The organism is Mesorhizobium sp. WSM4822 (assembly GCF_055811155.1).
Genome location: NZ_JBVVQM010000004.1, coordinates 206,184 through 231,444 on the forward strand (window position 1 = coordinate 206,184; position 25,261 = coordinate 231,444).

General features: G+C 57.3%; 20 protein-coding genes. 17 read left to right on the plus strand and 3 right to left on the minus strand.

Translation table 11 applies throughout. The features are described 5' to 3' along the window. The first annotated feature begins 1 nt into the window (after position 1). From AC0L3E_RS11725 to AC0L3E_RS11785, 13 genes are all read left to right on the plus strand, one after another. Entirely contained in the window at positions 2–2,380 is a 2,379-nt protein-coding gene (locus AC0L3E_RS11725) for a GumC family protein (RefSeq protein ID WP_473604819.1), read from the plus strand. Then, on the plus strand, positions 2,340–3,527 hold the full coding sequence (locus AC0L3E_RS11730; protein ID WP_245469317.1) for a tetratricopeptide repeat protein: 1,188 nt from the start codon (positions 2,340–2,342) through the stop codon (positions 3,525–3,527). Before AC0L3E_RS11725 ends, AC0L3E_RS11730 begins: the two co-directional genes overlap by 41 nt. After that, a complete protein-coding gene (locus tag AC0L3E_RS11735; RefSeq protein WP_473604820.1) occupies positions 3,524–4,855 on the plus strand; it encodes an O-antigen ligase family protein in 1,332 nt (443 codons plus the stop codon). The genes AC0L3E_RS11730 and AC0L3E_RS11735 overlap by 4 nt, the downstream gene beginning before the upstream one ends. A gap of 144 nt (positions 4,856–4,999) precedes the next feature. Continuing rightward, entirely contained in the window at positions 5,000–5,881 is an 882-nt protein-coding gene (gene rfbA / locus AC0L3E_RS11740; protein ID WP_127327141.1) for a glucose-1-phosphate thymidylyltransferase RfbA, read from the plus strand. After that, entirely contained in the window at positions 5,882–6,436 is a 555-nt protein-coding gene (gene rfbC / locus AC0L3E_RS11745) for a dTDP-4-dehydrorhamnose 3,5-epimerase (protein WP_127272014.1), read from the plus strand. A 22-nt stretch (positions 6,437–6,458) separates the two neighbouring features. Continuing rightward, positions 6,459–7,529, plus strand: a complete 1,071-nt coding sequence (rfbB, locus tag AC0L3E_RS11750) for a dTDP-glucose 4,6-dehydratase (protein ID WP_127295707.1) — start codon at positions 6,459–6,461, stop codon at positions 7,527–7,529. Then, the gene (rfbD, locus tag AC0L3E_RS11755; protein ID WP_473604821.1) at positions 7,526–8,434 is read left to right on the plus strand and encodes a dTDP-4-dehydrorhamnose reductase; all 909 of its coding nucleotides are present in this window, start codon (positions 7,526–7,528) and stop codon (positions 8,432–8,434) included. Before rfbB ends, rfbD begins: the two co-directional genes overlap by 4 nt. Positions 8,435–8,459: 25 nt before the next feature. After that, on the plus strand, positions 8,460–9,587 hold the full coding sequence (locus AC0L3E_RS11760; protein WP_292335900.1) for a DegT/DnrJ/EryC1/StrS family aminotransferase: 1,128 nt from the start codon (positions 8,460–8,462) through the stop codon (positions 9,585–9,587). Beyond that, positions 9,584–10,087, plus strand: a complete 504-nt coding sequence (locus AC0L3E_RS11765) for a GNAT family N-acetyltransferase (protein ID WP_473604822.1) — start codon at positions 9,584–9,586, stop codon at positions 10,085–10,087. The genes AC0L3E_RS11760 and AC0L3E_RS11765 overlap by 4 nt, the downstream gene beginning before the upstream one ends. A 62-nt stretch (positions 10,088–10,149) precedes the next feature. Continuing rightward, on the plus strand, positions 10,150–11,310 hold the full coding sequence (locus tag AC0L3E_RS11770) for a glycosyltransferase family protein (protein ID WP_473604823.1): 1,161 nt from the start codon (positions 10,150–10,152) through the stop codon (positions 11,308–11,310). 200 nt (positions 11,311–11,510) lie between these two features. Then, entirely contained in the window at positions 11,511–12,326 is an 816-nt protein-coding gene (locus AC0L3E_RS11775; RefSeq protein WP_473604824.1) for an ABC transporter permease, read from the plus strand. After that, entirely contained in the window at positions 12,323–13,063 is a 741-nt protein-coding gene (locus AC0L3E_RS11780) for an ABC transporter ATP-binding protein (RefSeq protein ID WP_473604825.1), read from the plus strand. Before AC0L3E_RS11775 ends, AC0L3E_RS11780 begins: the two co-directional genes overlap by 4 nt. A gap of 61 nt (positions 13,064–13,124) precedes the next feature. Beyond that, the gene (locus tag AC0L3E_RS11785) at positions 13,125–16,841 is read left to right on the plus strand and encodes a glycosyltransferase (protein ID WP_473604826.1); all 3,717 of its coding nucleotides are present in this window, start codon (positions 13,125–13,127) and stop codon (positions 16,839–16,841) included. A gap of 62 nt (positions 16,842–16,903) precedes the next feature. Here AC0L3E_RS11785 and AC0L3E_RS11790 read toward each other — a convergent pair whose 3' ends face one another. Then, positions 16,904–17,530 (minus strand): class I SAM-dependent methyltransferase, encoded by a 627-nt coding sequence (locus AC0L3E_RS11790; protein ID WP_473604827.1) that lies wholly within the window; start codon positions 17,528–17,530, stop codon positions 16,904–16,906. 413 nt (positions 17,531–17,943) lie between these two features. On the opposite strand from AC0L3E_RS11790, the gene AC0L3E_RS11795 reads away from it, so the two are divergent. The 3 genes from AC0L3E_RS11795 to AC0L3E_RS11805 all read left to right on the plus strand — a co-directional run bounded on the left by AC0L3E_RS11795 (position 17,944) and on the right by AC0L3E_RS11805 (position 21,554). Continuing rightward, the gene (locus AC0L3E_RS11795; RefSeq protein ID WP_473604828.1) at positions 17,944–19,920 is read left to right on the plus strand and encodes an SDR family NAD(P)-dependent oxidoreductase; all 1,977 of its coding nucleotides are present in this window, start codon (positions 17,944–17,946) and stop codon (positions 19,918–19,920) included. 33 nt (positions 19,921–19,953) lie between these two features. Beyond that, complete coding sequence (locus AC0L3E_RS11800; protein WP_473604829.1) at positions 19,954–20,889, plus strand: glycosyltransferase family 2 protein; 936 nt, start codon at positions 19,954–19,956, stop codon at positions 20,887–20,889. A gap of 122 nt (positions 20,890–21,011) precedes the next feature. Then, positions 21,012–21,554 carry a sugar transferase gene (locus AC0L3E_RS11805; RefSeq protein ID WP_128307147.1) on the plus strand — a complete coding sequence of 181 codons (543 nt, stop codon included), beginning with the start codon at positions 21,012–21,014 and terminating at the stop codon, positions 21,552–21,554. Positions 21,555–21,606: 52 nt separating this feature from the next. On the opposite strand, the gene AC0L3E_RS11810 is transcribed toward AC0L3E_RS11805, so the two are convergent. Both AC0L3E_RS11810 and AC0L3E_RS11815 read right to left on the minus strand, forming a co-directional pair. Next, the gene (locus tag AC0L3E_RS11810; protein ID WP_473604830.1) at positions 21,607–22,542 is read right to left on the minus strand and encodes an NAD-dependent epimerase/dehydratase family protein; all 936 of its coding nucleotides are present in this window, start codon (positions 22,540–22,542) and stop codon (positions 21,607–21,609) included. Continuing rightward, entirely contained in the window at positions 22,539–23,864 is a 1,326-nt protein-coding gene (locus AC0L3E_RS11815; protein WP_128307154.1) for an O-antigen ligase family protein, read from the minus strand. The genes AC0L3E_RS11810 and AC0L3E_RS11815 overlap by 4 nt, the downstream gene beginning before the upstream one ends. Positions 23,865–24,353: 489 nt before the next feature. Here AC0L3E_RS11815 and cysD point away from each other — a divergent pair, with 489 nt between their 5' ends. Further along, complete coding sequence (gene cysD, locus AC0L3E_RS11820) at positions 24,354–25,259, plus strand: sulfate adenylyltransferase subunit CysD (RefSeq protein ID WP_027035869.1); 906 nt, start codon at positions 24,354–24,356, stop codon at positions 25,257–25,259. Positions 25,260–25,261: the final 2 nt, after the last annotated feature.

Sequence of the window (25,261 nt, forward strand, 5' to 3'; positions counted from 1 at the left end):
CATGCTCGATCGCAACAGGCAGCCCCAACTTGCCGGACCCGGACATGGCCAGGCCCTGTCCGCGGACTCCTATTACGACGTGCCGCAAAACTACGGTCCCTATGGTCGCGACTATGCGGGCCAGGATGAGGGGTTCAACCCGCTCAAGCTGCTTTTATACATCGTCCAGTATCGCTGGCTGATCGTCATGATGGCGGCGGCCGGGCTCGTTGCCGGCGTCATCGTGACGATGATGCAGACACCAAAATATCTGGCGACGACGCAGCTCGAAGTTCTGGTGCCTTCGGCGAAAGTGTTTCAGGACATTGAGGTCGTTTCCGAAAACAGCGACGTCCGGGCCTTCCTGACCGCTCGGGAGAAACTGAAGAGCCGGGCATTGGCTCAGCGCGTGGTGTTCCAGCTTGGGCTTAGCGAAAAACCGGATTTTCTGTTTCCGACGCCGAGCTTTTCCCCGAGCAATATTGTCTACCGTGCGTTCGGGATGTCCAAGTCACCCTCCATTGAGGAGAAAACGCCTGAAGAGCGCGAGGCAATTGCGATCAAGCGCATCCAGGAAGATCTGACGGTCAATCTGGTCACCAATACGAGCCTGCTATCGATCACCTTCGTCGATCAAAAGCCGAAATACGCAAGCGACGTCGCCAATCAGGTCGCGCAGAGCTTTATCGATCAACGTCTCGATCAGACCAGCGAGACCTCTGATCTGGCACGGCAGTTCATCCAGGAACAGGTTTTGCAGGTGAAGCAAAAGCTGCAGACCTCCGAAGAGGAACTGGTCACCTATGCAAAAGATGCCGGCATCACGGTTACCGGCGATGACAAATCGCTGATCGGCTCCAACATCGAAGCCCTGAACACCGCCCTGGCCACTGCAATCCAGGAGCGTCTTGATGCGGGGCGGGTGGTCGATCAGATAGAAAAAGGCCGCGGGTCGAGCCTCGGTCCGGTTCTGGAAAGCGAAGGTCTGCAGAAGCTTAGCGAAAAGCTGGCGGATCTGACCAGCCAGTATCAGCAGAAATTGGGCATCCTGAAGCCCGGTTTTCCGGAAATGCAGCAATTGCAGTCGCAGATCAAGGAACTCCAGCGAATCTACAACAACGGCGTGCTGGCGATAACCGATTCGTTGCGGCTGAAATATCAGGAAGCACAGAACAAGGAAGCCGACCTCAAGTCCAAGCTCGCGGAGATGGAGAGGCAGCAGGTCATCTTCAACGACAAGAATATCAAATACACGATTCTGAAGCGCGAGGTCGACTCCAACCGGTCGCAGTATGACAGCCTTATCGCCAAGCTGAATGAAGTCGGCGTCAGCTCGGAGCTCAAGACGCAAAGCGCTGCGATAGTCGATTTCGCTTCGCTGCCCACAGCCCCCTATTCTCCACGTCTGAGCATCAACCTTGCAGTCGCTCTCGCGCTTTTCATGGCCCTGGCTGCATCGATCATCTACATCATCGAGTTGCTGAACAACACTTTCACCAACCCAGAGCAGATCGAGAAAGAGCTGGGGCTGGCGATGCTCGGCATCCTGCCGCTTGTCGGTGACCGCGAACTCATAGCCAGCATCGCCGATCAAAAATCCGGGCTCTCCGAGGCCTATCGTTCGCTGCGAACATCGCTGCAGTTCTCCGGTGCGGAGGGCGCGCCGCGATCGCTGCTGGTGACCAGTTCGGAACCGTCGGAAGGCAAGTCGACCACGTCGTTCAAGCTTGGCCAGGATTTCGCGGCACTCGGCGCAAGGGTTCTGCTTGTCGACGGCGATCTCCGCAAACCCAACCTGCACCGGCTGTTCGGCCTCGACAATGCGATCGGGTTGAGCAACCTGCTGACTAATACCGTTCGCAAGGACGATCTGCCGGGCATTTTCAGACCGACGAAATACCCTAATGTCACCGTGCTGACGTCCGGAACGATTCCGCCGAATCCGGCCGACCTGCTCTCGTCGCCGAAGATGGCGTTGATCTTGACCAATCTCGGCAAACGCTTCGATCTGGTCATCATCGACGCCCCGCCGGTCGTCGGTCTTTCCGATGCACCAATCCTCAGCCGGCTTGCCGAAGGCACATTGATGGTCGTTTCGACCAATCAGGTCACACGCAAGTCAGCCAAAACGGCACTCAAGCGTCTGCGCTCAGCCGGTGCGAACGTGATCGGAGCGGCGATGTCGAAATTCACGGTCAACAAGTTCGATTACAATTACGCCTATAAATACATGAACTATCAGTACTACGACTATGGCGCGAGTACCCCGAAAATTGAGGGCAAAGTCGATGACGGAGCAGGCGAGCCCGCTCACGCGAAATCTCCGGCGTTCAGGCGTTTGGTTCGTCGCCTCCGTTCTGGTGTTGGCGGTTTCGTCGATAGGGCTAAGTCGGCTTCTTGAGTCGGAAACGCCGGCCGTCTCGCTTGCGCTCGATCCGTTGAACATAGATGCCTTGATAGGCGAAATTGCCGGTCGGCTGAGCGGAACAGGCGACGGTGTTGATCTCGACGTCTTGGCAGCAAAGGCGAGGGGCGCGCTTCGTTTCAACGTCGCGGACGCCCGGCTCTACAGCCTGATAGGCGAGATTGAGTATCGACAAGGCGAGAAAGACGAGGCTTTTGAACTCTTCGACCAGGCTCGAAAGCTGTCCAAGACTGAAATCCATTCGCTTCAGAGATCGATCGATCGCTCGATCGAGATGGGCGACCTGTCAAAGGCCGTCGCCGAGATCGACACGTTGCTGCGCCGGTGGCCGGACACATTTCCAGTCATTGCGGCGGGCTTGCCGGCTATTCTTGCAAACCCGGACGGATATCAGGCTGTCCTGGCAGCCTTAAGGATCGAGGCACCGTGGAGGTCCAATCTTTTCTCCGCCCTTGGTAAGGATCCGCGGGGCCTGCGCGTCGCAAATCAACTGTTGCTGGACCTTACCGGATCGAGCTCACAACCGACGTCGAAGGAATTGTCTGCCGTAATCAACGGGTACATCCGGCAGAAGGAATACGAGGCGGCCTATCGGCTGTTCCTGTTCAGTATGACCGATCAGGAGCGGACACTGGCCGGATACATCTTCAACGGCGGCTTTGAACAGATCCTCAGCGACAAGCCATTCGACTGGCAGGTTCGCGACCGCTCCGGTCTGGAAATTACCTTTGCCGGGGCGCGCGACGTCGGCGAAAGCGATAGCGGAGCGACTGTCCGGTTTCTGAATACGCCGGTGAAGAACGCCGCGCTCCAGCAATATGTCGAACTGCCTCCCGGCTCCTACAGGATTTCCCTGATCGCCTCCGCGAGAAACCTGAAGCTGCCCAAGCAGTTGTTCTGGTCCATCAGATGCGCGGATCCGGCGGGAGAAATAGCTCGGTTCAACATTCCGGAGGGCACATTCAATCGGCGGCAGTTGAGTCTGGATTTCGCGATCGGACTAGGCGCGTGTCCCATGCAAGTGTTGCGGCTGGAAACAGCTGCCATCGCTGAGAGCTGGCGATTTCGATACGTTGGCACGTTGGTCATGCACAAATTGAGCATCGAAAGAGTTTCATCTTGAGAGCGCGGTCAGCCCGGTCCACGGAATGGGAAAAATATCTGCTTGGGTCGGTTCTTTTCCTGTCAGTGCTGATTGGCGGCGGCACCGCGAGCGGTCTCTACACCGAAGCGCTGATCGAGGTGGCGGCGATTGTCGCGGCCGCGGCCATCTTTTCAAGGCCGTCTGAGCACGGCATCCCTCGCTCGGCCCTGTGGTTGCTTGCTCTGGGCCTTGCCGTGTTCTGTTTCCAAATCGTGCCGTTGCCCGCCGCCCTGTTGAGCGGATTGCGGCCTGAGGTTTTACTTGCAAATCCATGGCTGAGCGGTGAAACCGGGCTGCGTTTCGTCAGTGTCGGCGTGGGACGCACGATCGAGTGTCTGTTGTACTTCGTGGCGATGGCTGCATTCTTTCTGAGCGTCACCCGCTTGCGCCCAGATCAGGTCTACGGCCTCCTGCCCTTCTTTTTGATGGGTGTCATCTGTAACGGATTGGCTGCGGCGATCCAGTATTCGCTCTCCGATACGGTTGCCATACAGGGTTTGCTGCCGTTCACGATCAATGCGGGACTGTTTGCCAACCAGAACCATTTTTCAGCTTTGCTCTTCGTCTCCATCCCCTTCGTCGTCTACTACGGCCTGTTTCGCGGGCACCTTCTGTCCGGGTCGCTCGGTTTGATAACGCTGCTGCTGCTGCTTCTGGCCGCCGGTTCGCGCGCCGGTATTCTGATAGGGCTGGCGATCACCATAATATCGGTCGTCTTTCTGTCCGCGCGCTCGAGGCTGGGCGGGTATGGAATACCCGCTGTCTTCATCGGACTTTCGCTCTACACGATCGGGGCGTGGACGAAGATCGATGCGGAAGTGGTTGACCCGGCCTTTGGACGGGCCGAATTTGCCCGCACCACGATCGCGGGAATTGAAGAGAACTGGGCGACGGGCGTCGGCTTTGGGAGTTTTCCGAAAGTCTACCAGATTTACGAAAAGGGGGAGATGATCTTCAAGCCCTACGTCAATCACGCCCACAATGATTATCTGGAATTGGCGCTTGAAGGTGGCGCGCCTGTTGTCTTTCTGGTCGCGGCCTACTCGATATTGCTTTTTGCGTTTTCCCTGGCGGCACGGCGAGATCCGCTGCAGAAAATGGCGTTTCTCTCAGTATCGTTTCTGCTCGTTCATTCCCTGGTCGATTATCCCATGCGAACGGCGGCGCTTGCGATGACTTTCGCCTTTATGAATGGCATCATCTTTCACAAGGGATTCGCTGGGCGGTTAAGCCAGAGAGGCGAGTCGACCGAGGCCCATGATGACAATCTGCTTGTTCCCGTCAGGCCGGCTCTGGCAAGACGATAGCAATGCGTCGCCTGGAATTGGCGATGGATTGGCGCTGGATCGTGACCCAGACGTTTGCCGAACGCCGAGATTGACAAGCCATTGCATGGAACCTAAGCACGGTCGGCTGGGGCCGGGGGGTTCAGGCATGTCAAGGAGAGCTTCTTGAAAGGAATTATCCTTGCTGGAGGCAGTGGAACGCGTCTTTATCCGCTAACATTAGCAGTCTCTAAGCAAATTCTGCCGATATACGACAAGCCGATGATCTATTATCCGCTGAGCGTTCTGATGCTCGCGGGTATCCGTGAAATTCTGATCATTTCGACGCCGCGTGACCTGCCGGTTTTTCGCGATCTGCTTGGCGATGGATCGGAGTTCGGCCTCGACCTGTCCTATGCCGAGCAACCGCAGCCCAACGGGCTGGCGGAGGCCTTCATCATCGGCCGCAATTTCATCGGCAAGGACAACGTGTCGATGATCCTCGGCGACAACATCTATTTCGGCGACGGGCTGTCGCAGCTTTGCCGCGACGCTGCCTCGCGCGAAAAGGGCGCTTCGGTGTTCGCCTATCATGTCGAGGATCCCCAGCGTTATGGCGTGGTTTCCTTCGACAAGGCCACGGGAACGGCGCTGACGATCGAGGAAAAGCCGCAGGTGCCGAAATCCAACTGGGCGGTCACCGGTCTTTACTTCTATGACAACGACGTCGTCGACATCGCCCCTGCCATCCGTCCCTCGGCGCGTGGCGAGCTCGAGATCACGGCGGTCAACAACGTCTACCTCGAGCGCGGCCAGTTGCATGTGCATCGGTTGGGGCGCGGCTATGCCTGGCTCGACACCGGCACGCATGACAGCCTGCATGAGGCCTCGTCATTCGTGCGCACCATCGAGCACCGCCAGGGCATCAAGGTCGCTTGTCCCGAAGAGATCGCCTTTGAACAGGGTTGGCTGACAGTGGACCAGGTTCTGCGTCGCGCCGACCGCCTGGGCAAGAATGAATATGCCGCCTATCTGCGCCGGCGTGTCGTCGACCTGTCGGAGGGCTAGGTGTTGGAGGTCAGGCCCCTTGGCATCGATGGCGTGCTGGAAATCGTGCCGAAGCGACATGGCGACGCGCGCGGCTTCTTCGTGGAAACCTACAATGCCGAGCGGTTTTCGCAGGCCGGCATAGACCTGGCTTTCGTGCAGGACAATCATTCCTATTCCGCCGCGGCGGGCGTCTTGCGAGGGCTTCACTATCAGCTTGCGCCGCGCGCCCAGGACAAGCTGCTGCGCGTCATCCGGGGCAGCATTCTCGATGTCGCGGTCGACATTCGCCGCGGTTCGAAAACCTTCGGAAAGTGGGTCGCTCTCGAAGTATCGGCCGAAAAGGGCAACCAGATTCTGGTGCCGAAAGGCTTCGCGCACGGCTTCGTGACGCTCGTGCCCGACACCGAGGTCCTGTACAAGGTGACCGACACCTATTCGCAGGCGCATGATCGGTCGGTCCGTTTCGACGATCCCGCCATCGGCATCGAATGGCCGTCATTGGCCGGCGGGTTCCAGCTCTCGGACAAGGACCTCAAGGCGCCGCTGCTGGCCGCCGCCGAGGTGTTCGCCTGATGGGTTGCGTGAGGACAGCGGCATGAATTTTCTGGTGACGGGCGGTGCGGGGTTTATCGGTTCGGCGGTGTGCCGGCATCTATGCGCCAACCCGGCCTATCGGGTGACCAATCTCGACAAGCTTACCTATGCGGGAAACCTGGCCTCGCTGCGGCCGATCGAGAACGCACACAATTATCGCTTCGCGCAGGCCGACATCTGCGACGAAAAGGCGGTGCTCGACATCCTTCGGCGCGACGATATCGACATCGTCATGAACCTTGCCGCCGAGAGCCATGTCGACCGCTCGATCGATGGGCCGGGCACCTTTATCGAGACCAACATCGTCGGCACCTACAAGATGCTCAATGCCGCGCTGGAGTATTGGCGTGGCCTGCCCGAAGACAGGAAGAGCCATTTCCGCTTCCATCATGTCTCGACCGATGAGGTGTTCGGCGATCTTCCCTTCGACGGCGGCATGTTCGTCGAGGAAACGCCCTACGCGCCGTCCTCGCCCTATTCCGCCTCGAAAGCGGCCTCGGACCATCTGGTGCGGGCCTGGCACGAAACCTATGGCCTGCCGGTCGTGCTTTCCAATTGCTCGAACAATTACGGACCCTATCACTTTCCCGAAAAGCTGATCCCGCTGGTCATCCTCAATGCGCTCGATGAAAAGCCGCTGCCGGTCTATGGCGCCGGCGCCAATGTGCGCGACTGGCTGTTCGTCGAGGATCACGCACGCGCGCTGGAACTTGTCGCGACCAGGGGACTGCCGGGCGAAAGCTACAATGTCGGCGGCAATTCCGAGCGGACGAACCTTGGCGTCGTCGAGACGATCTGCGATCTCCTGGACAGCAGGCGGCCGCGGGCAGGGGGCAAGAGCTATCGCGACCTGATTTCCTTCGTCACCGACCGCCCCGGTCACGATCGCCGCTATGCCATCGACGCCTCGAAGATAGGCCGGGACCTGGGCTGGGCGCCCAATGAGAATTTCGACAGCGGCCTCGCCAAGACCGTCGACTGGTTTCTCGACAACAAATGGTGGTGGGGACCGATCCGCGAGCAGCGCTATGCCGGTGAACGGCTGGGCGAAGCACGCAAGGGGGCGGCGTGAGGCTGGTTGTCACCGGACGCGACGGACAGGTCGCGGCAAGCCTTGCGGAGGCCGGCCAGGCGGCCGACGGCGTTGAGGTCATAGCCATTGGCCGTCCGCAACTCGACCTCGCAAGACCCGACACCGTGATCGAAGCCATCGCGGCTGCGAAGCCGGATATCGTCGTGTCGGCTGCCGCCTACACGGCGGTGGATCAGGCCGAGGACGAGCCCGATCTGGCGTTCGCGGTGAACGCCGTCGGCGCCGGCAAGGTGGCGCAAGCCGCGGCGCTGCTTGGCGTTCCCGTCATCCATCTATCGACCGACTATGTCTTCGACGGCACCAAGGACGCCGCCTATGTCGAGACCGACGCGACCGCACCGCGCAACGCATATGGCGTTTCCAAGCTCGCCGGCGAACAAGCGGTGGCCGCGGCCAACCCGCGCCATCTCATTCTTCGTACTGCATGGGCATACAGCCCGTTCGGCCGGAATTTCGTCAAGACCATGCTGAAGCTTGCCAACGACCGCGACGAGATCGCGGTGGTGGCCGATCAGTGGGGAAATCCCACCTCCGCGCTTGATATCGCCGACGCAATCCTGCATGCGGCGACGATGTTGCACGAAAACAAGGGTTCCGCCGCGTTCGGCATCTATCATCTGGCCGGCACGGGCGAGACCAACTGGAGCGGTTTTGCCCGCCACATCCTGGACACAAGCCGCGTGTTGGGTGGTCCCTGGGCGCGGGTACGGGACATTGCTACGATGGACTACCCAACCAAGGCGCGCCGCCCCGCCAATTCACGGTTGTCTACGGCTAAGTTCACCGCGACCTATGGTTGGACAGCGCCGGAATGGCAGCAATCGGCAAAAGAAATCGTATCTCGTCTCCTGGATGGTCAGACGGGACACGCCAGCAACGTGTGACCGCCACCGCCACGGAGAGTTTTTGATGAGCGTTCAGTTATTCGTACCGAGTTTCCGCATCGAAGAATGTCTTGCGGGAATCCGTGAGTGCCTGGAAAAAGGATGGACCGGGCTAGGCTTTAAAACCGCCGAATTTGAAACAGCGTGGAAGACCTATACGGGTCTTCCGCACGCCCATTTTCTGAACTCAAACACGGTCGGGCTTCACCTGGCGTTTCAGCTGTTCAAGTCCAAATACGGGTGGGACGACGAGAGTGAGGTCATCACAACGCCTTTGACGTTTGTTTCGACAAATCATGCTATTCTGTACGCTGGCCTCAAGCCAGTCTTCGCCGATGTTGACGAGTATCTTTGCCTTGACCCCCAAAGCGTCCTTGAGCGGATCACTGACAAAACGAAGGCGCTGATATTCGTCGGGATGGGGGGCAACGTTGGCCAGTATCAGAAGATACTGGAGATTTGCCGCGCGCGCGACATCAAGCTGGTGCTCGACGCGGCCCACATGTCAGGCACCCGTGTCGACGGTAGGCACATTGGCGGTGATGCTGACGCATCGGTATTCAGTTTTCAGGCGGTGAAAAATCTTCCAACCGCCGATTCTGGAATGATCTGCTTCAAGGAAGCAGAGGATGATGAGCGTGTTCGCAAGCTCACTTGGCTGGGCATCAACAAGGATACCTACGCCCGTACTGCTGCCCAGGGGGCGTATAAATGGATGTATGACGTCGAGGAGATCGGGCATAAATATCACGGCAACTCGATCATGGCCGCGATTGCCATCGTCCAGCTCAAATATCTCGACGTCGACAATTCCTTTCGACGCCAGCTAGCGATGTGGTACCGCCAGCATCTGGATGGCCACAATCACGTCAATGTCGTGCCTACAGCGCCAGGGTGTGAGTCTGCCCAGCATCTTCTCCAGATACGGATTCAGAACCGAGACAATCTGATGCTTGCCCTCAACGAGCACGGCGTCTATCCGGGAGTTCACTATCGCGACAACACGGACTACCGAATGTACGCTTTCGCCGCCGGCACTTGCCCGAATGCTGCATCGGCAAGCAAGGAAATCATCTCGTTGCCACTGCACCTTCGTATGAGCAAGGCAGATGTCGATCTGATTTCTGACTTGGTTCTCAAATACGCTCAATGAAACCGCAAATCGCCCCTTTTGGAGACGGCACGATTGTCTTGAGGCTCGTGGAGGAGCGGGATCTCAAGACAATCCTCGACTGGCGCAACCGCGACGACGCACGTGTCTGGTTCAAGACATCCGACAGGCTCGCGTTCGACCAGCATCTCGCCTGGTACAACAGCTATCTCCAGAAGGATGACGACTTTTTCTTCCTGGTGGAGGTGGGTGGGCGCCCGGTCGGGCAATGTGGAATTTATGATATCGACAAAGATCTCGGGAGAGCCGAAGTCGGCCGATTTCTGGTCGCACCAGAAATGGCCGGCAAAGGCTATATTGCTCGTTCCTGCGCAGAGATCGTCCGCTTCGGCACGAAATTCATGAAATTACCCTATCTCTACCTCGAAGTTATGGAGCAAAATTCAAGGGCTATTCGCCTCTACGCACGGGAGGGATTCGTTGAAGAAGGCCGTTCCGGCGGCTTGATCCGCATGGGCTTTGGCCGGGGTCGACCTTCGTGATCCTCAGGCGCGATTTCACGCCGAACCTCTCGCCGCCGAGACAAGCGGTCATGTGAGCCTAAATGGCGAATGTTCTGATGATAATAGAGGCAAAAATCGCCACCACATATTTGCTTGAGCAAATTATGGGGGCCTGTCGAGTGCATGGCGTCGATCACAAAGTAAAATTTCTAAATGAACTTCAGGTCGACGACATAACGTTGGATACCATTCCAATGTTTGTACGATGTGCGGATCCGCACGTTCTATCATGGACACAATTGCTGGCCGATGCCAATAGGTCATATGTCTATTATATTGATGATAATTTCTGGCGCATTCTTGGAGATAACCCTCTCGCGCTGTATTATCGGCACCCAATTGTCAGGAAATCTCTGGATTTTGCGGTATCCCACGCTGCCATCGTAATGGTAAATTCCTCAGAACTAGCAAGATTCATATCAAGGTATAATACTCGGGTAGAGATTCTCCCAACATTCTTTGACTTTTCACTTATTGAAGAAGTAACTCCGTCTTCTACTGACGAAATACGAATAGGTTTTGCCGGAAGTCCGTCCAGAGTGGATGATTTGGAAATGATATCGACACTTATTGAGCCGATATTAGAGAGGTTTCCGAGAGCTGTATTCGAGTTTGCTGGTGTTCTTCCAAGGGGAGTTAAGGCAGAGGCGAGAGTCCGTTTCTTTCCACATACCAGCGATTACAATACCTACGTCAAATTCCAAGCTTCGAGAAATTGGGCGATTGGCTTGGCGCCCCTGATTGACCATGAAGCAAACCGTAGTAAGACCGACAACAAGTATCGCGAATACGGCGCATTTCGTATAGCAGGAATATATTCCAATATCCCCCCATATAGCGATGTTGTAAGGTCGTCAGTGACCGGATTACTCGTCGCCAATACGAAAGATTCGTGGTTGGAGGCAATCTCGGTGATGATGGAGTCGCCGCAAAAGCGAGAAGTATTGACGAGGATGGCGTTTGAGGATGTTAAAACCCGGTACGATTTGAATGTAGTTTCCAGAGAGTGGGCAAATGTATTCATTAGATTCGACGAAGTGCGCTCAGTTAATGCTAAGCCGCTCAGGGGTGGAAGGATTACGATTAAGAAATTCTGGAGAATTATACAGAGATATTGGCTGAGTTTTTGGGTCGTTTATAAAAATGAGGGTCTTTATATGGTGTCAAGACGCATCGTGAAAAAAGTATTGAGGTTAGTTTAGTGTATTATTCATGGCGTACTCCGTGCGCTCTTGACAGCCTGTCCGGGAGTATGATCTCTTGCAAGCTGGCACAGTGCTTGTGGACTTTGGTCCCCATCGCCGACACCCCGCCGGTCGAAGCCGACGATCGCTACTACGCAGCGCTGGAATCTCCCAGCATGGCAGCGTGACTCAAACGAAATGGCAACCCGGTGCGAATCATGAAACATAGCTATTCAAGTGTGGACAAGAGCAGGTTGCTCCGAGATGTTATCCGCTCGCTGCTGCTGCATCGCGTCTGGTTCTTCATCGGGATTCAAGACGTCAAGCGTCGCTACCGCCGTTCGTTCATTGGTCCATTGTGGATCCTTATCAATCTTGGCCTGTACGTTGGCGCCATAGGTTTCGTCTATGGCATCATGTTCGGGCAAGAGCTGAAGGCTTTTCTCCCCTACCTGATGCTGGGTTTCGTCGCCTGGGGGCTGATTTCCGCGTCTGTGGTCGACGCTGGTATGGTCTTCGTAAGTGCCGAAGGTTACATCAAGCAGTTTTCATATCCCAAGCAAATCTATATCCTGCGGGCGCTTGTCAGCAACGCTATGAACTTTGTAATGGGTCTAGCAGCTGTGGCTCTCGTGCAGCTTTTTCTCGGCACCTTCGAATTTGCCGGATGGCTGTTGGCCATCCCGGGCCTTCTGCTGCTTTATATAGCTCTATTGGGACACACAACTATTTTTGCTTATTTAGGTACCGCCTTCCGTGATCTGCCACATGCTTTGGCTGGTGTCTTACAGGTAGTGTTCTACCTGACCCCAATCGTCGTTCCAGCCAGCGTCCTCAAGAGCCACGGCCTAGAATTCATTTATCTCGTCAATCCGATCTATCACTTGATTGAAGTCGTTCGCCATCCAATCCTAACTGCAAGTCTAGCGCCTCTTTCCACCTACGGTTTTGTGTTTGGCTATATTCTGATCGTGTATTGCATTGCCTGGTATGTGGCTTCGCGGTTGGACAAGAAAGTGGTGTTTCTCCTGTGACCCAGAACTTCATACGACTACAGAACGTCGGCGTGCGTTTCACCGGCGACATGAACACCGACGGCCTGATAGGCTGGCTAGCCAGAAAGCGGAGCGGGGAGTCGGCTCCTGGTGCCTATACCGTCGAGGCTCTGAACGACGTGACTGTTGCTATCCAACAGGGCGAGCGGGTGGGTCTTATCGGCCTCAACGGGGCAGGCAAGAGCACTCTGTTGAAGGTCATGGCGGGTATCTACATGCCGACCAGTGGAATCGCAGAAACGGAGGGACACGTTTGCCCGATGTTCGAGTTCGCAACCGGTTTCGAAATGCATCAAACCGGTCGAGACAATATCCGCATCCGTGGGTTGCTGCTTGGCATGACATCCGACGAGATTGAGGCGAAACTGCCGGAGATCGAGGAATTCACCGAGCTTGGGGAGTTTCTAAAATATCCCGTCCGGACGTATTCAGCGGGGATGTTCATCCGCCTCGCGTTTGCTGTATCGACTAGCATAAATCCAGAAATTTTACTTATAGACGAGGTCATGGGAGCCGGCGATATCCGCTTCGCTAAAAAAGCGAAAGACCGCATGTTCGAATTCATGGAGCAAGGCAAGATTCTTGTCTTTTCATCTCACAACTTTGATCTATTGAAGAGCTTTTGCGCCCGGACGATATGGCTGGAGAAAGGGCGCATCGTCATGGACGGAGGAACTGAGGATGTGATCGCAAAGTACGAGTCATCACAGAGGTAATCAGGTTCCGCTGTAGCGGAACGATACGTGATGCCCGCGGAATGCGGGTTTCGGGGGAAACATGAAATTCGGTGATTGTGGCCACGATCTTTCTATAAGGCGCATCGACAAAGGGCAATCGGTACCCAAAGTTACGGTGGTCCTTCCCACTTTTGCGCGTGCGAACGGGCTGTTGCAGCTTTCGATTGATAGTGTTCTTTCGCAAAGCTATGGCGATTTCGAACTCATCGTTGTGGATGATGGTTCGCGCGATGGAACCGCCGATGTACTAAGTGAGTACCAGCTTGCCGATTCCCGGATCGTCATCCACTCATATAAGTACAATAGTGGTCTTCCTGCCATGCGCGTGAATCAGGCTGTGCTTCACGGCCGCGGCAAGTACATTGCCTACCAGTTTGACGATGACATTTGGACGGCGGACAGTTTAAAGGTGCGCATGGCGTGGCTTGAGCGCCAATCCGACCCAAGCGTCGTCTATGGCAGCTGCGACGCTTATCGCGCGACGGACGAAGGCGAGATCTTTCAGCGTGTACTGGGGCAGGAGTTCAACTACAGCCTCCTGCTACACGGTAACTATATCGCAAACAACTCGGTAATCCACCATGCTGCTCTCTTCGAGAGGCACGGCATGTATGACCCTCACTTGGTGGCCAGGCGATATTCGGACTACGATCTCTGGCTGCGTTTCGGAAGAACGGCTCCCTTCCAATGGGTCGATGCGACGTGTTCGGTCGTTCGCGGCAACATGGAGAACTCGCTTGGCCGGGATGTGCACGCAGATTTTACCCGCACTTTGAAATATCTGCAGCTTTCTCGAGATCAGCAGCTGAATCCCACCAATATTGCTCAATACGACATGATTGCAGCCGAAAATTGGGGAAATAGATTCTCAATCGCAGAGGTAAAGCGATACTATAGAGAAGAGGCATTGCCGTTTGTTTCCAGGTTCAATAACTATTGCACTCCTTCAGAGTTGGCAGTAGTGGCATCTGGAGCCATGGAACATAAACGCATAATGGTGTCGAAGCCTGATTACAGCACGTCTGTGGATGTGGTCATTCGCAATTTCGAGAAGCTTCCAAACCAGAGAGGCTTCACCAGCACCTTCGTAAGGGAACGGGATATTTCATCCTTCGACACGTCGGACACGGACATCGCCATTCTGTACCGTACTGTGGGGTCGGCGGAAAAGTTGTTGACCGATAAGGAGCGGAAGAGAGTTCCTTGTGCCTATCTCATGGATGACAACATGCTTCGCTTCCACGAGGTGGGGCCGGAGCATTCCTCTATCGCGCCTGGCACACCAGCATACCGCAGCATAGTGGCGCAGATATCCGCCGCTGATGCTGTGATCGGATACAGCGATGAAATCATCGATGATTTCAGAACGTATAACTCTCATGCAATTCATCTTAAATCGAATATCCAGCAGCGGTATATAAAACGTCGTGATTACAACCGGTCTGGAAAGGTTCGCATCGCAATTTTTAGCAATAAATTCCGCGGGCCGGTCATTGCCAAGCTCTGGCCGGGATTTCAGCGCGTCGCGTCCCGTTACAAGAATGAAATCGAGTTTCATTTCTGGGGTATCGATCCGGGTAGTTTCCCTGCTCTGGAGTGCGATGTCCATTTCAAGCCTTTCACGCATTCCTACGACAGCTATCTTGCGGAGCTAGGCAGAACGTATTTCGATCTTTCGCTCACGCCTCTTGAGGGCGATACACGCGCAGAACGGAGTAAGAGTCCGGTCAAACTGTTGGAATCGGTCGCCGCCGGTGCAATTAGCGTGATGAGTGATGTAGCGCCCTATAGCCGCTTACCTGATGCGGTTTGTGTCAAAGTGCGCAATCGACCCGAGGACTGGGCCGACGCGATTGAAGGTCTGCTAAAACTCAAGGCGGAGCAACGCGATGAAATCTTGGAGCGGGCACGAGCATATGTCGAAAGTTGCTATACCACGGAAATCCAATACTACGATTTTTATGGTGCTCTCGCCGCGACAGAAGTTCATGCGCGTTTAAAGGATAAGGCAATTCTCTACGCTTTTCATGAGGCCGCTATGGGAGGGGCAACGCTTCATTTGCTACGGCATGCGGCGCTTGTATCCTCATATGGCTTCAGGGTTGTCGGCTTGATCCGGCAGGACGAGAGGTTTGGACCGGAGTTTGCTCGTCTCTGGCGCGAGGCAACGAAGGATGCCCCCCTGCTGGAGGAAAGTTGGCAGCACGGAATGAATAGCGCCGACGACTCCAAAGTACGTTCACGGGATGTGATGGACATGGAGGTCGCCCAACGCATTGCGGAAAAATTAGCCGAGTTTGATGTAGGTCTCCTTCATTTCGCCACATGGCAGCCAGCCATGACGGCCCTCGGATTGGAACTTGGCGTTCCAGTTGTCGCTAGCGTTCACCAATACTATGAAGGGGCTGATACACGAGCCTTCGCCCACGCAGTTCATTGCTCCTCGGCAACACATGGTGAACGATGGAAGAAAGCGTCGGGGGTCCCCGTGCGCCGCATTGTCTGTCCCGTCGACGACGTCTATTTCTCGCTTTTCCCGCCACGGGAGGCTCGGAACTTTGCCTTACAAGATCCGCTGCAGATAGTCGTCTCGGGAACGCTGCAGCCTCGCAAGAATCAACTCGCTGCCATCAAGGCGGCTCTACTTCTGCGCAAGGCTGGACATGAGGTTACAGTCCACGTGATCGGCTACGATGATCTCCGCTGCGATTACGCAAAGGCTTGCCGCGATTATGTGTCGGAACAAGATCTGGAAAACCACGTCATTTTTCACGGGTTCGTTTCCGATCCGGAACGCTTCTATGCAAGCTGCGACGTGTTACTCATATCCGCGCTAGACGAATCCATGCCGCAGGCGATGCTTCAGGCCATGGCATCCGGTGTCGCTGTTGTATCGCCTAGCGTTGGCGGTGTATCCGAATTGATCAGGCATCGCTACAGTGGTTTGATCGCCAAGGATGCGTCCCCCGAAGAACTGGCGAATGCCGTCAATGAGTTTCTAGGGTATTCAGCCGCACGGCGAGCGGAAATGTTGCGAAGTGCCTACCGGACGATAGGTATTCTGGGACGCCCAAGCTATGTCCGAGCGGAATTAATGGATCTCTATGGGAGCGCTTTCAGCAGGTCGGCGTCCGAGAAGTCGATCGAGGCGATCACTGACATCTCGAGCGCTCTACTGGGTGTGCTCCCTGAGAGGTTCGAGCCCGGTGTGGCTTCCACAATTGCCAGGCTCCACTCGGAGGTGGAAGCCCAGCATTTCTCGCGTCCGCTCAGGCTGGCGAGGGCCGTTACTTGGCAGTCGAGCGAGATGTGGGATATGATTTCCTCCGTCTTTGCTCCGCTTGATTTGTTCAGCCGCCGGCACTTCGGCCGGACGCGACGTGATGAACTGCGCCTGAGCGAGAATCTCTCGGGCATATCCTACAGGGAGTATACCGTCCATTTCGCGCTTCCCTCCCTCGCGGCCATCCATCTTGGGATCGTGCCGCTTGTTCGGGCGTCGGCGGGGCTCATAGGCATTGAGGTCGTGTCAAGCGAAGCCAAGATTCTGGGCTCCACGACGCGCTCCCTCGCCGACGTTGAAGTGGGCCTGCCCGCGAAATTTTCGTTGAACACGCCTGTCCTCGATCTTCAGGCAGGATGGCGGCTCAGAGTCTTCGTGCGCGACGCGGACGTACCGGTCACCATCTATGAGGTGGTGCGCCCAGCGGTGCTTTACGGCGCGTTAAAGCGTTTCCCTTTCGCTCGGTTCGAGTAGCCACCAATTGATTGCCTCGTGCACCGCGAGCGCAGTTGGGGCAAAAATCGCGCTTAGGAATGTCAAGTATGGCGCGCAACAATATAGGCTTCGCCCCCGGAGCGAAGGCTAACAGACTCGGTGCCACCCAGATTCTTCGGCCCCATGGTGCAAATGGTGTTTCGAATATAGGCATCTGAATATCGTCGGTGCAAAAACTGAACACCACCGATCGTTTCATAATTTTCCACTATTTCTTCACCGTCGCTTGGCCAAGTGGTGAAGATGCATATCTTCTTTGTCACACGGAGTAGTTCGGCTACGAATTGCTCTATTTCAGGAATATGACCGAGCACCTCGAAACACAGGACCACATCGAATTGGTGATCTTCGAAACCGAGATTGTAGCCATCTCCGAAAAGAAATGTGCCTGTTGGAAAACCTTCCCTCGCTTTTTCCAGCATTTTCACAGATGAGTCGATGCCCGTATAGATGGCGCCACTCGGCAGGCCGGTGACAAGTTTTTCGTAAATGAGACCAGTTCCGCAGCCGACTTCCAGAATGGAAGGTTCAGGAGGAAGAGTAACGCGATGCAAAACGATATCGACTAGCTCTTGGCGATGGGCATCTTCAATAGGCGAGTTCTGCCAGATCGCCTGAATTTCATCAGCGATTCCACTCACGTCCCAATTATCCCAGTCTCGGGTCATCGGTTATTTCCTGTCGTTCCAAGTGAATGAGGGGAGTGTCAACAATGCGCACTAACCAGGCAAGATGCTCTGGCCTGGCGCGCGGTTAACGTCTTGATTGCGGCTGCAGCGTCAATTTGGGGCGGTCCCTTTGGTTCGGAGCATCGGTATGCTGAAAATACCGACATCCTCCTGTGATCATAATACGGTGACTTTGAGGCGGGCAGCAGGGGGCATCGGCCGATGGCACGCGGCAGCAAACTTATTCGCTCTCCAGAAAAAACCTCTAGCTATGCCCTCCAACCCGCAGTATGCGATACAGCCTGGCGGGGGCCGGGGATGGCACTTGAGTAAGGTGATTGGTCCGCGAAGTATCTTCGTGTTCGCACCTCGCTGGTGTTGATGCCCCTGAGCCTGGAGTCTAGTGCCGTCCAATGAATTCCCACCTCGAAGCTGTGTTCGGGCTCAGGCCACAGATGCGGCGCGTCTTCATCATGGTCCAGGACGTGGTCATGGTCCTGGTCGCCGTGGCGCTCAGCCTTATCCTTTCGCGGTCGAATCTTTCGTTCGAAGCGCTCTCCAAGGAGGGTCTGGCGACATGGGCGGGCATCGTCGTCATCAGCCATTTGCTGTTCCGCTACAGTGGCCTCTATACCACCGTCTGGCGCTTCGCCTCGACGCCGGACTTTTTCAACATCCTGAAGAGTTGCGCGATCTTGACGTTCACTCTTTACATGGCATCGCTGCTGCTGCGTTTTTACCGGCCGGTGGCGGGGCTCAACGAGCGTCAGTTCATCGTCTTCTTCCTCGTCTCCTTCACCATCATATCGGCACCCCGGCTGTTCTACCGCTTCCTGCGTGACGGCGCGAGCTGGGGCATTCTTGGCCGCAAGTCCGATGATACTGAGCCCAAGCGCGCGCTGTTCGTTGGCAGGCTCGGCGAGGCCGACCTGATCATTCGTTTCACGCGCACGGCGCAGCCGGCTGACTATTCCATCGCAGGCATCATGGCGACCGAGCGCGGCGCGCCGTTGGGCACGCGGATTCAAGGTGTTCCCGTGGTGGCGACCCTGCCGCGCCTGATCGATGTCCTGGAAGATTACGCGACCGGCACCAAAAGCCTGGACTTGCTGATTTTTGGCAGCGGCGCCGAGCACGAGATCGAAGAGTATTCGGAACTCGTGCGCATTGCCCGGCACGGCGATATAAATGTGGTGCAGTTCTCAGGCCTTTCGGAGTTGGAACAGCACGGAAAGCTGGTTCTCGACACCGTCGAGATGGAAACGATCCTGCGCCGTCCGGCGGTCGCGTCCGACATCCAGCGCATCGGCGCCTTTGTCAGCGGCAAACGCGTTCTGGTGACCGGCGGCGCCGGTTCTATCGGCCAGACGCTGGTCAAGCGGTCGCTGGAACTGGGGGCCGAGGCGGTGCTGGTCGCCGACAACTCCGAATTCGGCATCTTCCAGCTGAGCCAGTATGTTGACGAGAAGGACCATGACCGGCTCAAGGTCCGCATCGTCGATGTCTCGGACCGGCGCCAGATAACGCGTGTCGTCACGGAATTCCGGCCGGACATCATCTTTCACGCCGCGGCGCTCAAGCACGTTCCGCTGCTCGAGGAGAACTGGGATTCGGCCATTCAAACCAACATTTTCGGAACGCTCGTCTGCGCCGAGGTTGCCGCCAAGTGCGGGGTTGCGCAATTTGTCCTGATATCGAGCGACAAGGCGGTGGATCCCTCATCAGTGCTTGGCATGACGAAGCGGGCCGCCGAACAGATCATCAGCGCCTTGCATGGCGAGCCGGGCGGGCGTGGCCCGGCCACCAAATTCATTGCGGTGCGGTTCGGCAATGTCTTCGGCAGCAACGGTTCGGTGGCGACCATATTCCAGGCGCAGATCGAGGCTGGGGGGCCCGTCACCATCACCGACCGGCGCATGACGCGCTATTTCATGACCGTGGCCGAAGCCGTCGATCTCGTCATCATGTCGGCGGCCGATGCCGCGTCGCGGCAGAGCGGACACGATTACGCCGTCTATATGCTCGACATGGGCAAGCCGGTGCCGATCCTTGAAGTGGCCGAAACGATGATCCGTTTGTCCGGAAAGAGCCCATACAAGGACATCGCGATCCGGTTCACCGGCATCAGGCCGGGCGAAAAACTTCACGAAACGCTGCATGGCGAAGACGAGGAACTCGTCGAACTCGGCATCTCGAAGGTTTTCGGTCTCAGCACGGACGTCGTGGAATGGTCGGATGTCCAGGTCGCGCTCTCGGCCCTGCAGCAGTCGGCGAAAAACCAGGACAAGGCTGCCGCGCTCGCCGCATTGGCGAGCCTTGACCGCGCCAAGAAGGCCAGGGCAAGTGCACGTCAAGACGCGATCCCGAAAACGGCGGGGCAGGCGAGCTAGGCCCGGTTCAGAATTCAGAAAGCGATCTTGCTCGTGAGCAAAGATGACCTGCGCATCGCGGTCCTGATGGGCACGAAAGACGGCGCCGCCTTCATCGAGGAGCAGCTGCAGTCCCTGCTCGAGCAGTCGCACCCTCTGGTCGACTTGTGGATTTCAGACGATGGCTCCACCGATGGCACGACCGCCATCATCGAGACATGGAAATCCCGCTGGCGGCCCAAGGGGCGGATGACGCTGGTAGAGGGGCCGCGGCAAGGCTTCGCCGCCAATTTCCGCTCCATGATCGTCGACCGACGCATCGAGGCGGACTGCTATGCCTTCTGCGACCAGGACGATATCTGGGAGACCGACAGGCTGGAGAGCGCTATCAGCTGGATGCGGACCCAGGATGCGAAAACCCCGCTGATGTTTTGTTCGCGAACCGCAACCATGACGGAAACAGGAAGCCTTGTCGGCCATTCGCCGCTGTTTGCCCGGCCGCCATCCTTTCGCAATGCGCTTGTGCAAAGCATCGCCGGCGGCAACACAATCCTGCTCAACGCCGCGGCACGCGACCTGCTGGCCAGGGCCTCCACGCGGACCGGGTTCGTCAGCCATGACTGGTGGGCCTATCTCATAGTGACCGCCGCCGGCGGCATCGTCCGCTACGATCCGCGACCGCTGGTGCGCTACCGGCAGCACGCGGCAAACCTGGTCGGCGCCAACGTGTCCTGGAAAGCAAGGTTCTCTCGGCTTGGCCGCCTGTTCAAGGGGGAATTCGCCGGCTGGACGGACCTCAACCTCGACGGTCTCGCCGTCAATCGCGATCTCCTGACCGAGGACGCGACGGCGTGCCTCGACCTTTTCATCCGCGGGCGCAACGGTGGCCTTTCCCGCCGCTTGGCAGGCTTGCGCCAAAGCGGCGTCTATCGGCAGACCGTTTCCGGAAACATTGGGCTCTATCTCGCCTTCATCCTGGGGCGCATCTGAACATTGCGACGGCTGCGTGGCGCGCTTGGTCAAGAGATCGGCTCATGCTACGTCGACCGGATTGACGGCATTGGCCTGCGGCGTTGCCTCGGGACTTCGGCAGGGAGTACTATCGGCCGTTCATGAAGGCAGCCAAGCAAATCTTCGATATTGCCGGTGCGGCTCTGCTGCTGGTGGCGACATCTCCTGTCTTGGCGCTCACCGTCCTTGCCGTTCGGGCATCGTCGCCGGGCCCGGCTATTTTTTCGCAGGTGCGGGTCGGCCGTGACGGTCGGCTTTTCCGCTGCCACAAGTTGCGCACGATGTATATCGGGACGCCGTCACTACCCTCGCATGAGGCGCCGGCGGATTCCGTGACATCGGTCGGGAAGGTCCTACGGAAGTTCAAGCTCGATGAGCTGCCGCAATTCTGGAACGTCCTGAAGGGCGAAATGAGCCTGGTCGGGCCGCGCCCCTGCCTGCCGACCCAAACCGAGTTGATCGAGTGTCGCAGGCGGCTGGGGGTTTTGGCGGCGCTGCCGGGCATAACCGGCCTGGCCCAGATCAGGGGCATCGACATGTCGAACCCGGAGCTTTTGGCCGAAACGGATGCTGCCTACCTCCGCACTGCGTCGTTCTGGCTCGACCTTCGGATCCTGTTTGGAACGCTCTACCGCAGACCATGATCCCAAAAAGTGGAAGCCGGTTTTTGGAAAAGATCATGGTCAAGCAAGAAAGTCAGGATCTACCGAGCCGCGCCAGCTCGGCCAGCCGCTCGAGCGTGCCGGCTTCAGGCGTCCACCCCTGCGATACCAGCAGGGCGGGGTCGCATATCTGTGTCGCGGTCAGGCTGTCCCAGAACGCCCGCCTGCCGAGCGCGGCCACGACCGGCCGTATCAGACCGGCCGGCACAGCCATCAGGCGCACAGGCCGCCCCAAACCTCTGCGAAAGGCGGCGATGATGGCCTCGACGGCGACCGGCGGCACATCTGCGCCGACATAGATCGGGCGAAGCGGTCCGGAATGGCTGAGCAGGTGCGACACTGCTCGCACCGCGGCCTCGGAAGACATCAGCGAGCGGATTCCGGTCAAGGCACCCGTCGGCAGCGGCAGCGGCGTATCGGCAAGGCGCATCAGCGTTGCCAGATTCCCCCTCATGCCGCTTCCATAAACCGGAGGCAGGCGCAACACGGCGGCGTCCGAGCGGCCGTGTAACGCGTAGGCGTCCAAAACCTTGATCTCGCCTTCGCGCTTCGAGCGTCCATAGGCGCATTGTGGCGCAGGAAGCGTGTCCTCGTCGATCGTTGCGCTGACATGCGCGCCGATCACCGCTCGGATCGAGGAGAGATGGATGAAACGTCCGCTTATCTGGGCGGCCGCGGCATGCGCCAGCCTTGCGCTCAGTTCCACATTGGCCGCCTGGTAATCGGCTTCGGTTGCATTTCCCTGATCATTGTTGAGGCCGGCGCAATGGACGACGTCAGTCATATGCCGGGTCAGTTCCAGGAAGGCGGCGGCCGGCGCATCGAAGCCGGGCATCGGCACAGTCTCGTTCTCCGAACCAAGCCTCTCGGGATGGCGGGAGGCGAGGCGAAGCTCGGCACCGGCTTCGCGAAGGTGGCGCACGACAAGGCGCCCGATGAAACCTGTCGCGCCCGTGACCAGAACCTTCATGGCCTTACCCGAAACAGCTCTCTGGTGACTGATGGAAGTGCTCGCTCTTCCATCACTGGTGCAAGTGCCTGCTCTTCCAACAAAGGAACATGGCGTCCGGAGGCGAGATATGTTCCGCTCACCATGAAGACCATCAGCACCGAGTCCAGAATGTCATGGCCGATCAGGATGCCTGTCATTCCGGCCGTCAGATAGGTGATCACCACGACAACAATCATGGTCGCGCCGAACCGCTCGCTCGGATCGTTGCTGTTTCGCAAGACCCGGGCGGCATTTCCAGCGGCAACGATAAAGATCGCCGCCAGCGTCACGGCACCCAGAATTCCCGCTTGCACCAAGGCGGTCAGGAAGCCGTTGTGAAAATGGTTGAAGCCTGTGTCCATCGCGAACTGCTCATGAAAGCCCTGCTTGATCAGATGCTGGGTTGCACCCACACCGTGCCCGAACAGTGGCATGTCATGGAATGCTTTGAGGCCGATCTCCCAAAGCGCAACACGTATTCCCAACGAGGTGTCGTAATTGCCGCCAGCCCCAAGCGCACCCCAATCGGAGCGCAAAAAGTCGACCCGCCCGGATATCTCCTGGAAGCTGGAAGCGGCGATCACGACGCCGACCGCCGCCAGCAGCAGCAGCAGGCGAACGGCATTCCTGCCTCTGAGCCTGTGCCGGTTGATCAGCATGACGGCGATGCCGGCGATCAGCAGTGCCAGCCAGACGATACGCGAGCCGGAATAGATGACGGCGATCGTCCCTGCCAGTGCCGCGTAGAAGAGGGGTGTCCGGGCTTGCTCAACACCGGACAAGGCGCCAGCCACACACATCACCACGGCAAGGCAGACGACGGTTGCGAAGACGATCGGATTTCCGGCTCCCCCCTCGGCCCTGACGCCAATCCAATATTGCTGGATGACGGCCATGAGCAGCGCGGCAAAACAGGCGGCCATGCTGGAAAGCACGATGATGCGGGTAAGCGTGGTTTTCTGCGTGATGCTCCAGGTCGAATAGGACACGGGAAAAAACAGGAAGGTGACGAGCGGGATAAGATGTGGCGCATCCCGGGCGAACGAGTTGTTGACGATGGACGCCAGGAGATTGGAGGCGCAGTAGGCATAGATCGCGACCGTCATCCAGATCACGGGCCGGTCGGCGTTGAAGCGCCTTTTCCCTGAAGCAATCAGCAGGGCTGACGAAAGGCCTCCGCCATTGAACACAAAGCTGACCACCGACCCCAGAACCGGTGGAAAAAAGAAGCAAAGGATGGAGAAGTAGTTGTTGATCCGCGAAGGCGTGAATTGCTGTCTCAGGGGTGAAAGCCGGGTCAATTTTCGGGCTCGCTGTCTTCGGCAAGTTTCATGCGGCGGATCTTGTTTAGCGAAGTTGAATACGCTCGCCTCGAAATTGCCCCATGCCTGATGATGCACTTGCCCGTTTCCCGAGGCTGGTATAGCGGCTGCCCCCCATTTTCGATAGTGTATAGGGCAGATTGCCACCGAAAATCGGCGGCAGGCGCGGGCCGACCAGAGGAAGTCCCTTGAAAGCCGCAGCCGGTCCATTCAAGCAATATTTTCCCCGCGTTTTCTGGGCCGTTGAGCTTGCAGGCAGGAATTTCCGGATTTGCCGGCATCTGTGGAAAATTCATTCTCGAACCATGTGCGGCTGGGTCAGTCCAGCATTGTTCTTGACAATGGCGATCTGCTAGAACGCCGGCACGAGAAAGAACGTCCAGAAACAAGGCTCGAACCGGGCGCGAAGAGCTCGATGATTTGAGGCAAGGTCTTCTGTTGGAAGATACGAAAGAACGCCCACGGCCCATGACAACAGCGCTTACGCATCTTCAGCGGCTTGAAGCCGAGTCCATCCATATATTCCGTGAGGTTGCGGCCGCTTTTGCCAAGCCGGTCATGCTCTATTCGGTTGGCAAGGATTCATCCGTGTTGATGCATCTGGCGATGAAGGCGTTTTATCCCGCCAAGCCGCCGTTCCCCTTTCTTCACGTCGACACGACGTGGAAGTTCCGCGAGATGATCGCCTTTCGCGATCAGATGGCGCAGAAACTCGGCTTCGATCTCCTGGTTCATGTCAATGAAGACGGCGTGCGCGACAACATCAATCCGTTCGACCATGGTTCGAACACCCACACCCATGTCATGAAGACCGTGGCGCTGCGCCAGGCGCTCGACAAATACGGTTTCGATGCGGCCTTTGGCGGCGCTCGTCGCGACGAGGAGAAATCGCGCGCCAAGGAGCGCATCTTTTCCTTCCGCAACGCCCAGCATGTGTGGGATCCGAAGAACCAGCGCCCCGAAATGTGGAAGATATTCAACACCCGCATCGCATCGGGTGAATCGATCCGCGTCTTTCCGCTGTCGAACTGGACCGAACTCGATATCTGGCAGTACATCCTGCAGGAAAGTATCCCGATCGTGCCGCTCTATTTCGCCAAGGAACGACCGGTGGTGGAACGCGACGGCATGCTGATCCTGCGGGACGACGAGCGCATGAAACTGCGCCCCGGCGAGACGGTGGAGAACAGGCTGGTGCGGTTCCGCACGCTTGGCTGCTATCCGCTGACCGGCGCCATCGAATCGGATGCCGACACGCTGGAAGCCATCGTCGGCGAAATGCTGACGGCACGCACGTCCGAACGGCAGGGTCGCCTGATCGACCGCGATGAAGCCGGCTCGATGGAAAAGAAGAAGCGCGAGGGGTACTTTTGACC